Annotated in this window: 12 protein-coding genes; 3 read left to right on the top strand and 9 right to left on the bottom strand. The window is 72.2% G+C overall.

The window, feature by feature from the left end:
* From RIF68_RS11735 to RIF68_RS11745, 3 genes are all read right to left on the bottom strand, one after another.
* Window positions 1-1,069, bottom strand: a 1,069-nt coding sequence (locus RIF68_RS11735; RefSeq protein WP_309051132.1) for an alanine--tRNA ligase-related protein, incomplete at its 3' end; no start/stop codon positions are given.
* Entirely contained in the window at window positions 1,069-1,425 is a 357-nt protein-coding gene (locus tag RIF68_RS11740) for a DUF6167 family protein (protein ID WP_309051133.1), read from the bottom strand. The genes RIF68_RS11740 and RIF68_RS11735, both read right to left, overlap by 1 nt.
* A gap of 6 nt (window positions 1,426-1,431) precedes the next feature.
* Window positions 1,432-1,872 (bottom strand): DUF948 domain-containing protein, encoded by a 441-nt coding sequence (locus RIF68_RS11745; RefSeq protein WP_309051134.1) that lies wholly within the window; start codon window positions 1,870-1,872, stop codon window positions 1,432-1,434.
* Window positions 1,873-2,027: 155 nt separating this feature from the next.
* Here RIF68_RS11745 and RIF68_RS11750 point away from each other — a divergent pair, with 155 nt between their 5' ends.
* Window positions 2,028-4,259 carry an AAA family ATPase gene (locus tag RIF68_RS11750; protein ID WP_309051135.1) on the top strand — a complete coding sequence of 744 codons (2,232 nt, stop codon included), beginning with the start codon at window positions 2,028-2,030 and terminating at the stop codon, window positions 4,257-4,259.
* 28 nt (window positions 4,260-4,287) lie between these two features.
* Here RIF68_RS11750 and rpsD read toward each other — a convergent pair whose 3' ends face one another.
* The 5 genes from rpsD to RIF68_RS11775 form a co-directional block, all read right to left on the bottom strand.
* Complete coding sequence (gene rpsD, locus RIF68_RS11755; protein WP_137990520.1) at window positions 4,288-4,902, bottom strand: 30S ribosomal protein S4; 615 nt, start codon at window positions 4,900-4,902, stop codon at window positions 4,288-4,290.
* Between the two features lie 365 nt (window positions 4,903-5,267).
* Window positions 5,268-6,620: a replication-associated recombination protein A gene (locus RIF68_RS11760; RefSeq protein ID WP_309051142.1), complete on the bottom strand. Its 1,353-nt coding sequence runs from the start codon at window positions 6,618-6,620 to the stop codon at window positions 5,268-5,270.
* 82 nt (window positions 6,621-6,702) lie between these two features.
* Complete coding sequence (locus RIF68_RS11765) at window positions 6,703-7,350, bottom strand: vitamin K epoxide reductase family protein (RefSeq protein WP_309051136.1); 648 nt, start codon at window positions 7,348-7,350, stop codon at window positions 6,703-6,705.
* 139 nt (window positions 7,351-7,489) lie between these two features.
* Window positions 7,490-8,752, bottom strand: a complete 1,263-nt coding sequence (hisS, locus tag RIF68_RS11770; RefSeq protein WP_309051137.1) for a histidine--tRNA ligase — start codon at window positions 8,750-8,752, stop codon at window positions 7,490-7,492.
* 8 nt (window positions 8,753-8,760) lie between these two features.
* A complete protein-coding gene (locus tag RIF68_RS11775) occupies window positions 8,761-9,468 on the bottom strand; it encodes an MBL fold metallo-hydrolase (RefSeq protein WP_309051138.1) in 708 nt (235 codons plus the stop codon).
* A 165-nt stretch (window positions 9,469-9,633) separates the two neighbouring features.
* Between RIF68_RS11775 and RIF68_RS11780 the strand changes: the two genes are divergently transcribed.
* Together RIF68_RS11780 and RIF68_RS11785 are read left to right on the top strand one after the other, a co-directional pair.
* Window positions 9,634-10,383, top strand: coding sequence for a peptidylprolyl isomerase (locus tag RIF68_RS11780; RefSeq protein WP_309051139.1), 750 nt, complete (start codon window positions 9,634-9,636; stop codon window positions 10,381-10,383).
* 226 nt (window positions 10,384-10,609) lie between these two features.
* Complete coding sequence (locus RIF68_RS11785; protein WP_309051140.1) at window positions 10,610-11,839, top strand: DUF349 domain-containing protein; 1,230 nt, start codon at window positions 10,610-10,612, stop codon at window positions 11,837-11,839.
* Window positions 11,840-11,923: 84 nt separating this feature from the next.
* Here the strand turns inward: RIF68_RS11785 and RIF68_RS11790 are convergent.
* Window positions 11,924-12,322, bottom strand: a 399-nt coding sequence (locus tag RIF68_RS11790) for an ACT domain-containing protein (protein WP_309051141.1), incomplete at its 5' end; no start/stop codon positions are given.

Raw genomic sequence — 12,322 nt, forward strand, 5'->3', positions numbered from 1 at the left:
CGACGGCCTCGATGCGCTTGCGGTCGGTGACCAGCTCCGGGTACTGCTCGCCCATCGTGGTGATCACGGTGTCGACGAGCTCGCCGACGACCGGGCCGGTGGCGCCGAGCAGGCGCATGTTGCGGACTGCGCGGCGCATGATGCGGCGCAGCACGTAGCCGCGGCCCTCGTTGCCCGGGGTGACGCCGTCGCCGATGAGCATCACGGAGGTGCGCATGTGGTCGGCGACCACGCGCAGCGAGACGTCGCTGTCCTGGGCCTTGCCGTAGGTGACGCCGGTGAGCTCGGTGGCCTTGTCGATGACGACCTTGAGGGTGTCGGTCTCGTACATGTTCTGCACGCCCTGGAGGATCATCGCCAGGCGCTCCAGGCCGAGGCCCGTGTCGATGTTCTTGGACGGCAGGTCGCCGAGGATCTCGAAGTCCTCCTTGCCGATGCCCCGGCCCCGCTCGTACTGCATGAAGACGAGGTTCCAGATCTCGACGTACCGCTCGTCGTTGACGGCGGGGCCGCCCTCGACGCCGAACTCCGGGCCGCGGTCGTAGTTGATCTCGGAGCAGGGGCCACAGGGGCCGGGAACGCCCATGGACCAGAAGTTGTCCTTCTTGCCCAGGCGCTGGATGCGCTCGGCGGGGACGCCGACGACGTCACGCCAGATCTGCTCGGCCTCGTCGTCGTCCTGGTAGACGGTGATCCAGAGCTTCTCCGGCTCCAGTCCGTAGCCGCCGTGCTCGACCGGGGTGGTCAGCAGCTCCCAGGCGAGCTTGATGGCGCCTTCCTTGAAGTAGTCGCCGAAGGAGAAGTTGCCGCACATCTGGAAGAAGGTGCCGTGCCGGGTGGTCTTCCCGACCTCTTCGATGTCCGGCGTGCGCACGCACTTCTGCACGCTGGAGGCGCGCGTGAAGGGCGGCTTGACCTCGCCCAGGAAGTAGGGCTTGAAGGGCACCATGCCGGCGGGGACGAGCAGCAGAGTCGGGTCGTCCGCGATGAGCGACGCCGAAGGGACGACGGTGTGCCCGCGCTCCTCGAAGAAGCTCAGCCAGCGGCGGCGGATTTCAGCCGACTCCATCAGTGGTCCTCATTCCGGTTGTTCGAATGCGTGGGCAGTACGGGATACGTGTACGGGGTGTGCGGGGGCCGGGTCGCGCCGAGGGCGGCCCGGCGGCGCCCCTCCGGCAGCTCCCCGTCCTCGGGCGGCGGCGCGTCCAGGCCGAGCGCCTCACCCAGCTCCGCCTCGCGCTGGACCATGCCGGCCCGCACGTCGAGGGCGAATTCCTTGAGCCGGTGGCCGGTCTCGATCGCCTTGTCCGCGGCCTGGGCGGCGAGGCTCTCGGGCGTCAGCTGCCGGAGCTTGCGGTTGACCTTGGTGGTGGCCCAGACACCGGCGGCTGCGCCGGCCGTGAACCAGAACGTGCGGCGGAACATCGCGGCTCAGCCCTTCTGCTTCCTGCGGCGTGCCAGGGGCACCGTACGGCCGACGATCACGGTACGCCGCGTGGTCGCCCGCGGCGCTTCCTCCCGGCCGCCGCGCTCCCGGCCGAGGGCCTTGCGCACGCCGTAGCCGAAGGCGGCCACCTTGACGAGCGGGCCGCCGAAGGTGGAGGCGACGGTCGAGGAGAGCGCGGAGGCGTTGGAGGTGACCTCCTGGACGTCCGAGGCGATGGCGTCGACCCGGTCGAGCTGGGTCTGCGCGGACCGCACGGTCGCCGAGGCGTCGGCGAGCAGGGGAACCGCCTGTTCCGTCACGTCCGCCACGAGCTTGGTGGTCGCCCGGAGCGTCTGCGCCAGCCTCACCAGCACCACGGCGAGGAAGGAGACGAGGATCGCCCAGAACACGGCCACCAGGATCCCGGCAACCTCTCCACCGGTCACGCCGCACCGCTCTCTGCTGTCGTTGGCCCTTGCGAAAAGTCGTTCTCCGACCCTATCGCGCCCGGGCTGTTCCGCCGTACCGCATTACCGCTCACGGACCCGCCCACGGGCGCCGGTTGTACGGAGCGCGCGTGGGTGAGTACGCTCCGTGTCCCATGCGACGGAGCAATCTCCCGGCGGAGCTGAACCGGTTCGTCGGACGGGCCGCCGAGCGGAGCGCACTGGAGGCGCTCCTGGAGGAATCGCGGCTGGTCACAGTGGTGGGCGTGGGCGGGGTCGGCAAGTCCCGGCTGGCGCTGCGGGTCGCCGCGGCCACGCAGAAACGCTACGGCGACGGCGTACGGCTCGCGGAGCTGGCCCCGCTGCGGGACCCGGAGCTCGTGGCGCACGCCCTGGTCGAGGCGCTCGGCCTGACCGACCACACACCCCGGGCACCCCGCGAGGTGCTGGCCGAACACCTCGCGGGCTCCCGGCTGCTGCTGGTCGTGGACGGTTTCGAGCACGTGGTGGAGAGCTGCGCCCCGCTGCTGCGGGAGCTCCTCACGCACGCGCCGGGCCTCACCGTCCTCGCGACCGGGCGGCGGGCGCTGCGGGTGGCGGGCGAGGCGGTGTTCACCCTGGCGCCGATGGACGAGGCGGACGCGGTGGCGCTGCTCGCCGAGCGGGCGGCGGAGGCCGGCGCGCCGGTTCCGGGCCCGGTGGTCCGTCCCGTCCTGCCCGGCGTGCCGGGGCCCCGGCCGGAACCGGCACGGGCCGGGGCGGCGGACCGGTGGGCCGTGGATCCCGGGGTGCGGGAGCTGTGCCGGCGTCTGGACGGGATCCCGCTCGCCCTGGAGCTGGCGGCGAGCCGGCTCCCCCTGCTCTCGGTCGACCAGATGCTGCACCGCCTCGACGACCGGTTCCGGCTGCTGACCGACGGCGGGCGGGGCGCCCTGCCCCGCCATCAGACGCTGCGGACCGCCATCGGCTGGAGCCACGAGCTGTGCACGCCGGAGGAGCGGCTGCTGTGGGCGCGGCTCTCGGTCTTCGCCGGGCCCTTCGACCTGGAGGCGGTGGAGTACGTCTGCGGCGGCCCCGAACTGCCGCAGGACCGGATCCTCGATCTGCTCGGCGGGCTGCTGGCCCAGTCGCTGGTGGCCCGGGAGGACACCCCGGCCGGACCGGGCTACCGGATGCTGGACACGGTCGCGGCGTACGGGGCGGAGTGGCTGGCGGCGCTCGGCGACACCGAACGGATGCGGCGGCGGCACCGAGACTGGTACATGGGCCTCGCGACCTGGTGCGAGCTGGAGTGGTTCAGCCCGCGCCAGGCGGAGGTGGCCGCCCGGACGGACGCGGCGCTGCCGAACCTGCGGGCCGCCCTCGACCTGTGCCTGGAGCGGCCGGACGACGCTCACCTGGCCCAGCACCTGGCGGGGACGCTCTGGTTCGCGTGGGTGGGCTGCGGGCGCCTCTCGGAGGGACGCCACTGGCTGGAGCGGGCGCTGGCCCTGGACTCCGGTTACGAGGACGCGCGGCTGAAGGCGCTGTGGGTGCTGGGTTACGTGTCCGTCCTCCAGGGCGACGGCACGGCGGCCGTGGCGGCGCTCCACACCTGCCGGGAGCGGGCGCGGGAGGCGGGAAACCCGCTGGCCGAGGCGTACGCGACGCACCGGATGGGCTGCCTGGCGCTGCTCTCGGACGACATGCCCCGGGCGGAGGAGCTGATCGGGCGGGCCCTGGAGGCGTACCGGGAACTGGGCGAACTCAACAGCAACGTGCTGATGGGCCGGGTCGAACTGGCGATGGCGCGGGCGTTCCAGGGGGATCTGGAGGGCGCGGCGGCGATCTGCCGGGAGGTGCGGGAGGTCTGCGAGGAGCGCGGCGAGCGCTGGGCCCGGGCCTACGCGCTGTACGTGCTGGCCTTCTCGGCGTGGACCCGGGGGGAGCTCGCGGAGGCGCGGGAGCTGCTGCGCGAGTGCGTGGCCATCAACCACGCCTTCCACGACCTGGTGGGGCTCGTCCTGGCGATCGAGCTGCTGGCGCTGGTCACGGTCGGCGAGGGCGATCCGGCCGAGGCGGCGGTCCTGCAGGGGTCCGCGGTGCCCGTGTGGGACACGGTGGGGATCAGGCTGTTCGGCTCCGCCTCCTTCGACGGACCGCGTGAGCTGTGCGCGCGCCGGGCGGCCGAGGAACTGGGACCCGAGCGGTACGAGGCGGCGCTGCGGGAGGGCGGGGCGCTGTCCCTCGACGCGGCGGTGGAGCGTGCCCTCGCCTTCCGCGGTGCCCCGGACGCCGACGGGACGAGGGCGCCCCGGCCGTTCCGTACGACGCGCCCTTCGGGGGTCCCGGGAACGCGGAAGCCCGCCGGCTCCCCCACCGGAAAGGGCGGGGAAGCGGCGGGCTGAACACCGCGGAGGTGGTACGACGTCCGGGTCAGCGGGCGTAGTACTCGACGACCAGCTGCTCGTCGCAGATGACCGGGATCTCCTTGCGGTTCGGGTCGCGGTCCAGGCGGAAGGCCAGGGCCTTCAGGTTGACCTGGAGGTAGCGCGGGGTCTCGCCGTCGGCGGCGAAGCCACCCTCACGGGCCACCTGGAACAGCGGCTTCTCGCGGGAGCGCTCGCGCACCATCACGACGTCGTCCGGGCGGACGCGGAAGGACGGCTTGTCGACCTTCTGGCCGTTGACCTGGATGTGGCCGTGGACGACCATCTGGCGGGCCTGGTAGATGGTACGGGCGATGCCCGAACGCAGGACCAGGGCGTCGAGGCGACGCTCGAGCTCGACGACCAGCGCCTCGCCCGTCTTGCCCTCGGCCTTCTTGGCACGGTCGTAGGCGCGCGCCATCTGGCGCTCGCTGATGTCGTACTGGGCACGCAGACGCTGCTTCTCGAGCAGACGGACCTTGTAGTCCGAGTTCTGCTTGCGGCCACGGCCGTGCTCGCCCGGCGGGTAGGGGCGGGCCTCGAAGTACTTGACGGCCTTGGGGGTCAGCGCGATGCCGAGGGCACGCGACTTCTTGACCTTGGGACGGGACTGGTTCGGCATGAACCAACCTCTCTATCTGAACGAATACGGCTTCACCAGGGTTGAGGAGGTCGCATCCGCAGCCGGGGAAACCCGTCGGGTCCCGTGAGGGGCCGACCGGGCAGCCGCTCCCTGGTCTGGGCACATACGTGCAGCACGCGAACGACCCACCGCCTGGTCCGGGAAATCCGGGAGGTGGTGGGTGGCACGCGACACCTTCGAAGGTGCGCGACGCTCCTGGAGAACAGGTCCGGGGACCGGGACTCCCGCTGTTGGTCCCGCTCTGGTGGTGCCGGCCGGGGCCGGGCACGGAACACAGCAATCCAGAGAAGTGTACCGGCTCCGGCGGGGGCCGGCGCACCAGGGCCCCCTCGTCCCGGAATCCGTCAGCCGCCCTCGCCCCTGAGGCGCTCGCGGACCTTCTCCACCACGTCCGCGTAGCGGGCCTCGGCCCCGTAGCGGGTGGGCTCGTAGTAGCGCTTGCCGTGGATCGCGTCGGGGGCGTACTGCTGGGCCGCGATCGCGCCGGGCACGTCGTGCGGGTACACGTAGCCCTGCGCGTGGCCGAGCTTGGCGGCGCCCTTGTAGTGGCCGTCGCGCAGGTGCGGCGGCACGGGACCGGCGAGGCCCTTCTGCACGTCGGCGCGGGCTGCGAAGATCGCGTTGGTGACCGCGTTGGACTTGGGGGCGAGGGCCAGCGCGACGGTGGCGTGGCCGAGGGTGAGCGCCGCCTCCGGGAAGCCGATCATCGCGACGGCCTGGGCGGCGGCCACGGCGAGCGGGAGCGCGGTCGGGTCGGCGAGCCCGATGTCCTCGCTCGCCGAGATCATCAGCCGCCGGGCGATGAAGCGGGGGTCCTCCCCCGCCTCGATCATGCGGGCCAGGTAGTGCAGGGCGGCGTCGACGTCGGAGCCGCGGATCGACTTGATGAGCGCGCTCGCCACGTCGTAGTGCTGGTCGCCGTCGCGGTCGTAGGTGACGGCGGCCCGGTCGACGGTCTCCTCCACCGTCCCGAGGGTGATCTCGGGCTCCCCCTTGTCGAGGGCCGCGCCCGCGGCGGCCTCCAGGGCGGTCAGGGCGCGCCGGGCGTCCCCGCCGGCGACCCGCAGCAGATGGGCCTCGGCGTCCTCCGCCAGGGTCACCGCGCCGCCCAGGCCCCGTTCGTCGCGCAGTGCCCGGGCGAGGAGTCCGCGCAGGTCCTCGTCGGTGAGCGGCTCCAGGGTGAGCAGGAGGGAGCGGGAGAGGAGCGGGGAGATCACCGAGAAGTACGGGTTCTCGGTGGTGGCGGCGATGAGGGTGACCCAGCGGTTCTCCACGGCGGGCAGGAGGGAGTCCTGCTGGGCCTTGGAGAAGCGGTGGATCTCGTCCAGGAAGAGGACGGTCTCCTTGCCGTAGCCGCCGACGGCCCGGCGGGCCCCGTCGATGACGGCCCGGACCTCCTTGACGCCCGCGGTGATCGCGGACAGCTCCACGAAGCGCTTGTCGGTGGCCTTCGACACCACGTACGCCAGGGTGGTCTTGCCGATGCCCGGCGGTCCCCAGAGGATCACCGAGGAGGCGCCGGCGGGGCCGCCGCTCTCGCCGACGAGGCGGCGCAGCGGTGAGCCGGGCTTGAGCAGGTGGCGCTGGCCCACCACCTCGTCGAGGGTGCGGGGGCGCATCCGGACGGCCAGCGGACTGCCGGCGGGGTCCTTCTCCTGGCGTTCTTCGGCGGCTGCGGTAAAGAGGTCGGGCTCCACGCTCATGAAGCCTAGGTCACCGCACCGACAACGCCGTCCACGCGGCCTGCGCCACCGGCGCCGCACCCGCGGTCCGGGGCGGTCAGCTCGTCCAGAAGTCCCACCAGCGGGTCAGGACCAGCATGCCGATGATGCCGATGTGCAGGACCGGCAGGATCCAGGTGAACTCGTCGAGGAAACCGCGCAGGGCGGCGGGGGCGGGCAGGACGCCGTTGCGAACGTTGTGCGAGGTCACGTACCAGAACATGACGATGGTGGCGATCCAGGCGAGGCAGCACCAGAGGCAGAGCGAGTTGATCTCGTACAGGGACTGCTGCATGAGCCAGGTGCAGAAGCCGACGCCGAACAGGGTGCCGGCGTTCAGTCCGAGCCAGTACCAGCGGCGGAAGCGGGCGCCGGCGAGGAGGGCCACGCCGATGGCGACGACCATGCCGTAGGTGACGAGCCCGAGCATCGGGTTGGGGAAGCCGAAGACCGAGGCCTGCTCGCTCTTCATGATGTTGCCGCAGGAGACGATCGGGTTGAGGCTGCAGCCCGGGACGAAGTTCGGGTCCTCCAGGAGCTTGAACTTGTCGAGGGTGATCACCCAGGCGGCGAGGAGACCGGCCGCGCCGGTGACCACCAGCAGCCAGGCGAGGGGCCTGCTCGCCCCGATCGTGCCGGACGTCCGGATCGCGCGGTCGCCGTCCCGGCCGGACGGGACGCCGCCGTCCACCGTTGCCTTCGTCATGTCGCCTTTTCCCTCGCTCGGCCGGCCTTGTGGGCACGGCCATTCTGCAACAGGCCGGACGCCCTCCACCGTTCGCGGGAGATAAGGAACGGGCCCGGACCACCGCGCGGTGGTCCGGGCCCGGCCGGGTGCGGGGCGATCAGGCCAGCTTGGCGCGGACCGCGTCCACGAGCGCGTCCACGGCGACGGCCTCCTGCTCGCCGGACTCCATGTCCTTGAGCTGGACGACGCCCTCCGCCAGGTCCCGCTCGCCGGCGACGACGGCGAAGCGCGCGCCGGAGCGGTTGGCGTCCTTCATGGCGCCCTTGAGCCCCTTGCCCCCGAAGGAGAAGTCGGCGGCGATCCCGGCCCGGCGCAGCTCGGTGATCTTGCCGAAGAGGAGGCGGCGGGCCTCCTCGCCGAGGGCCACGGCGAAGACGGAGGTGGCGGCGGGGATGTCGAGCTCCACGCCCTCCGCCTCCAGGGCGAGGACCGTGCGGTCCACGCCGAGGGCCCAGCCCACGGACGGCAGCGCGGGGCCCCCGATCATCTCCGAGAGGCCGTCGTAGCGGCCGCCGCCGCCGACCGCCGACTGGGAACCGAGGCCGTCGTGGACGAACTCGAAGGTGGTCCGGGTGTAGTAGTCGAGGCCGCGGACGAGCTTGGCGTCGTCCTCGAAGACCACGCCGGCGGCGGTGATCAGGGCGCGGACCTCCTCGTGGTACGCCTTGCAGGCGTCGCACAGGTAGTCGCGCAGGAGCGGGGCGCCGGTGAGCTGCTTCTGCACGGCCTCGCGCTTGTCGTCGAGGACGCGCAGCGGGTTGATCTCGGCGCGGCGCAGGGTCTCCTCGTCGAGGTCGAGGCCGCGCAGGAAGGTCTGCAGCGCCTCGCGGTAGACGGGGCGGCACTCCTTGTCGCCGAGCGAGTTCAGCAGGATGCGGAAGTTCCGCAGGCCGAGCGAGCGGTACGCCTCGTCGGCGAGGATGATCAGTTCGGCGTCGAGCGCCGGGTCCTCGGCGCCGATCGCCTCGGCGCCGACCTGCGAGAAGTGGCGGTAGCGGCCCTTCTGCGGGCGCTCGTAGCGGTAGTACGAGCCGGAGTACCAGAGCTTGACGGGGAGGTTGCCCTGCTTGTGCAGGTTCGCCTCCAGGGCGGCACGCAGCACGGAGGCGGTGCCCTCGGGGCGCAGGGCGAGGCGGTCGCCGCCCTTGGTCTCGAAGGCGTACATCTCCTTGGTCACGATGTCGGTGGACTCGCCGACGCCGCGGGCGAAGAGGTTCACGTCCTCGAAGCCGGGGGTCTCGACGTAGCCGTAGCCGGCCTTCCGCACGGGGGCGGCGATGGCCTCGCGCACCGCCAGGTAGGTCGCGGAGACGGGCGGGATGAGGTCGTACGTGCCCTTGGGGGCCTTGAAGGTGCTCACGTGAATCGTCACATTCCTCGTCGGGGAGCGTCGGTGCTCCCGAGGCCGGCCGCCACCTGCCGCAGATAGGGGTTGGTGGCGCGCTCCTGGCCGATGGTCGTCTGGGGACCGTGTCCCGACAGGACCACGGTCGAGTTGTCGAGCGGGAGGCACACGCGGGCCAGCGACTCGAGCATCTCGTCCATGTCACCGCCGGGCAGGTCGGTGCGTCCGATGGAGCCGGCGAACAGCAGATCCCCGGAGAAGAACACGGACGGCACGTCCGCGCTCTCGGGCATCCGGAAGGTCACCGACCCCTTGGTATGACCGGGCGCGTGGGCGACGGAGAACTCCAGGCCGGCGAGGTTCAGCGCGGCACCGTCGGAGAGCTCCCGCACGTCGTCGGGCTCCCCCACGGTCAGCTCGCCCATGAGGGGCATCCCGATGGAGCGGCCGAGGGCCTTCTCCGGGTCGCTCATCATGTACCGGTCGGACGGATGGATCCACGCGGGGACGTCATGGGCGCCGCACACGGGGACGACGGACGCGACGTGGTCGATGTGCCCGTGGGTGAGGACGACGGCGACGGGCTTGAGCCGATGCTTCCTGAGCGTCTCCTCGACACCCTGGGCGGCCTGATGGCCGGGGTCGATGATCACGCACTCCTCGCCCGCGGCGGGGGCGACCAGGTAGCAGTTGGTCCCCCAGGCCCCGGCGGGGAAGCCGGCAATCAGCACGTTCGTCCTTAGAAGTCGTCCGGCACAGCGGCGCGGAAGGGGTGGAAACCTCGGAATACGGCGGGTCAGAGCCTACCGGCGGTGCCGGTTCCACAGCCAACCCGTATACGGTACGGGCACGCCCGGCCAGGACGGGAACAGACGAGCGGACAAGGAGCGGGACCGGTGGTCAGCAGCGATCAGCGTCGGCGGCAGCTCGCCAGGGAGAAGTACGTGCGGCAGCAGCAGCGGCGGGAGGAGGCGCGGCGCAGGGCCAGGCGCCGCAACACCGTCGTGGCGGGCGTCGTGGCCGTGGTCCTCGCGGCGGGTGCCGCGGTGTACGCCTCGGTGCGCCTGACGGACGGTGACGCGAAGCCCTCGGACGACAACACGGGCGCGGCGCCGGAGCTGACCATCGACCGGAACGCCTCGTACACGATGGCTCTGGACACCGACCGGGGCCGCGTGACGGTCACCATGGACGCGGCGAAGACCCCGCACACGGTGAACTCCTTCCACCACCTCGCGGGAAAGAAGTACTTCGACGGGACGAAGTGCCACCGGCTGACGACGGACGGCATCTTCGTGCTCCAGTGCGGCGACCCCAAGGGTGACGGCACCGGAGACCCCGGTTACACGCTCCCGGACGAGAACCTGGCCTCGCTGGGCAAGGCCGGTGCGGACGGCAAGGTCGTCTACCGGGCCGGGACGGCGGCCATGGCCAACACGGGGCAGCCCGGCACGGGCGGCTCTCAGTTCTTCCTCGTCTACAAGGACTCCCCGCTGCCCCCGGGATACACCCCCTTCGGCACGATCGACGCGGCCGGTCTGAAGGTCGTCCGGGACGTGGCCGCCGGCGGTGTCGAGGGCGGCGGCGCGGACGGCGCCCCGAAAAAGGGCGTCACCATCGAGAAGGCGACCGTCACCAAGAAGTAGCCGGGCGGAGTCCGGCGGACGCGGAGCCCGGAGCCGTATGCCCTGCCGGGCGGCCGAATTCGGTCGCGCTGAGTGCGGACAGCCGGGCCGCCGTTCGCCTAGATTGGGCGGTGTGCAGCGCGGGCCGTCGCCGGCGGCGCTGCGGAAGGCGGGCGAGGCCCGCCGGGAAACTGTGGACGATGCCGGGGGGCACGACCCCGCGACGGCATCATGGTGAGGAGGCGCTGTGAGCAGCGACCCGTGGGGCCGCGTCGACGAGACGGGCACCGTGTACGTGCGGACGGCCGAGGGCGAGAAGGTCGTCGGATCGTGGCAGGCGGGCAGCCCTGAGGAGGCCCTGGCCTACTTCGAGCGCAAGTACGAGGGCTTGGTGGTCGAGATCGGCCTCCTCGAGAAGCGCGTGAGGACCACCGACCTCTCCGCGAAGGACGCCACCGCGGCGATCGAGCACATCCGCCAGCAGGTCGACGAGCACCACGCCGTCGGTGACCTGGCCGCGCTCGGCGCCCGGCTGGACAAGCTCGTCGAGACGGTGGAGTCGCGCCGCGAGGAGCGCAAGGCGCAGAAGGCCAAGCAGGCCGACGAGGCCCGCGCGGCCAAGGAGGCGCTGGTCGCGGAGGCCGAGGAGCTGGCCAAGAGCGAGCAGTGGCGGTCCGCGGGCGAGCGGCTGCGGGCCCTTGTGGACACCTGGAAGGGCCTGCCCCGGCTCGACCGGAAGTCCGACGACGAGCTGTGGCACCGGTTCTCGCACGCCCGCTCGGCGTTCTCCAAGCGCCGCAAGGCCCACTTCGCCGCGCTGGACTCGCAGCGCGAGGAGGCCCGCAAGATCAAGGAGCGGCTGGCGGCGGAGGCCGAGTCGCTGGCCGGCTCCACCGACTGGGGCACCACGGCGGCCCGCTACCGCGAGCTGATGGCGGAGTGGAAGGCGGCCGGCCGGGCCCAGCGCGAGCACGAGGACGAGCTGTGGAACCGTTTCCGCGGCGCCCAGGACGTCTTCTTCGCGGCGCGCGGTGAGGTCTTCGCCGAGCGGGACGCGGAGCAGACCGAGAACCTCAAGCTGAAGGAGGAGCTCGCCGCCGAGGCCGAGAAGCTGGTGCCGGTGACGGACCTGAAGGCGGCCCGCGCGGCCTTCCGTTCCCTCAACGAGCGCTGGGAGGCCATCGGCCACGTGCCGCGCGACGCCCGGTCGAAGGTCGAGGGTCGGATGCACGCGGTGGAGCGGGCGATCCAGGAGGCCGAGGAGGCCGAGTGGCGCCGGACGAACCCGGAGGCACGCGCGCGTGCCGAGGGTCTGACCGGTCAGCTGCAGGACGCCGTCGAGAAGCTGCGCAAGCAGATCGACGCGGCCCGTGCGGCGGGCAACGACGCCAAGGCCGACAAGCTCTCCAAGGAGCTGGAGGGCCGCCAGGCCCTGCTGGACCAGGCGCTCAAGGGCCTGCAGGAGTTCGGCGGCTGACGCCTGCCGTTCCCTCGTCCGTACGAGGAAGGCCCCCGGCACGCAGCCGGGGGCCTTCCTCGTGTTCGCGGTGCGGGCCGCGTGTCAGGGCCTGCGGGCGCTGGTCACGCGGTAGACGTCGTACACGCCCTCGACGCCCCGGACGGCCTTCAGGACGTGGCCGAGGTGCTTGGGGTCGCCCATCTCGAAGGTGAAGCGGGAGGTGGCCACCCGGTCGCGGGAGGTCTGGACGGCCGCCGAGAGGATGTTGACGTGCTGGTCCGACAGGACCCGGGTGACGTCCGACAGGAGCCGGGAGCGGTCGAGGGCCTCGACCTGGATGGCGACCAGGAAGACCGAGGACTGGGTGGGCGCCCACTCGACGTCCAGGATCCGCTCGGGCTCGCGGGAGAGCGAGTCGACGTTGACACAGTCGCTGCGGTGGACGCTGACGCCGCTGCCGCGGGTGACGAAGCCGATGATCGGGTCGCCGGGGACCGGGGT

It is taken from the genome of Streptomyces sp. (assembly GCF_031178505.1).
Taxonomy (GTDB): domain Bacteria; phylum Actinomycetota; class Actinomycetes; order Streptomycetales; family Streptomycetaceae; genus Streptomyces; species Streptomyces gulbargensis.

Coding starts and splice junctions, on each gene's coding strand:
- RIF68_RS11740 (WP_309051133.1), bottom strand. CDS start 1,425: ATGTTCCGCCGCACGTTCTGGTTCACGGCCGGCGCAGCCGCCGGTGTC.
- RIF68_RS11750 (WP_309051135.1), top strand. CDS start 2,028: ATGCGACGGAGCAATCTCCCGGCGGAGCTGAACCGGTTCGTCGGACGG.
- rpsD (WP_137990520.1), bottom strand. CDS start 4,902: ATGCCGAACCAGTCCCGTCCCAAGGTCAAGAAGTCGCGTGCCCTCGGC.
- RIF68_RS11765 (WP_309051136.1), bottom strand. CDS start 7,350: ATGACGAAGGCAACGGTGGACGGCGGCGTCCCGTCCGGCCGGGACGGC.